The 716-nt window shown below is 48.3% G+C and carries 1 protein-coding gene; it reads right to left on the reverse strand.

Translation table 11 applies throughout. The features are described from left to right. Positions 1 to 716, reverse strand: a 716-nt coding sequence (locus R7Q09_RS25550) for a methyl-accepting chemotaxis protein (protein ID WP_318143863.1), incomplete at both ends; no start/stop codon positions are given.

The raw sequence follows: 716 nt of genomic DNA on the forward strand, positions 1-716 counted from the left end.
GCTCGTTTAGAGAACCGATCTGCTCTGTCGTTGAAACCAATCTCGTTACGGCATTATCGATGTGTTCAGCACCTTGCTCTGCCAACGACTGGCTGTGTTCAATTTCCTGAACCACCGTGTGAGTTGAACGTTGAATTGCGTTAATAATACCGTTGATTTCTGTCGTCGATTGCGTGGTTCTTGTCGCCAACATGCGCACTTCATCGGCAACCACAGCAAAACCTCGCCCTTGTTCACCAGCTCTCGCCGCTTCAATTGCCGCATTGAGTGCCAGCAAATTAGTCTGTTCTGCTAACCCTTCAATCACTTCCGTCACGCGGCCAATTGCTTCGCTCTCTTTGCTTAACTGCGTAACTTGGGTGCTGGCGCTTTCTATGCTGCTGTGTAAACTTTCCATGGTCGCTTTATTTTGCTCAAGTGCATCACGACCTTGTTCTATCTCATCTTTTGAATCTGACAACTTTTGCACCGATTGATTAGCTTGATCCAACGTATTGCTCGCGGCAAAGGCAATCTCTTCGAGTTGACGCCCCATTTCTGAGATATTGGACTGTTGTTGTTCAACGTTATTGGATGTAACTTGTGCCGATTCGAGAAGCGCACCCATGCTGGTGTCCACTTGGTTCGCTTTGCCATTTACACCTGCAACAATGCCTGCCAGTGACTCGTTCATGCGATTGATAGAGCTCGTAAGGTCAGCCAGCTCGTCCTTGCCA

Source organism: Vibrio sp. 2130-1 (assembly GCF_033339515.1).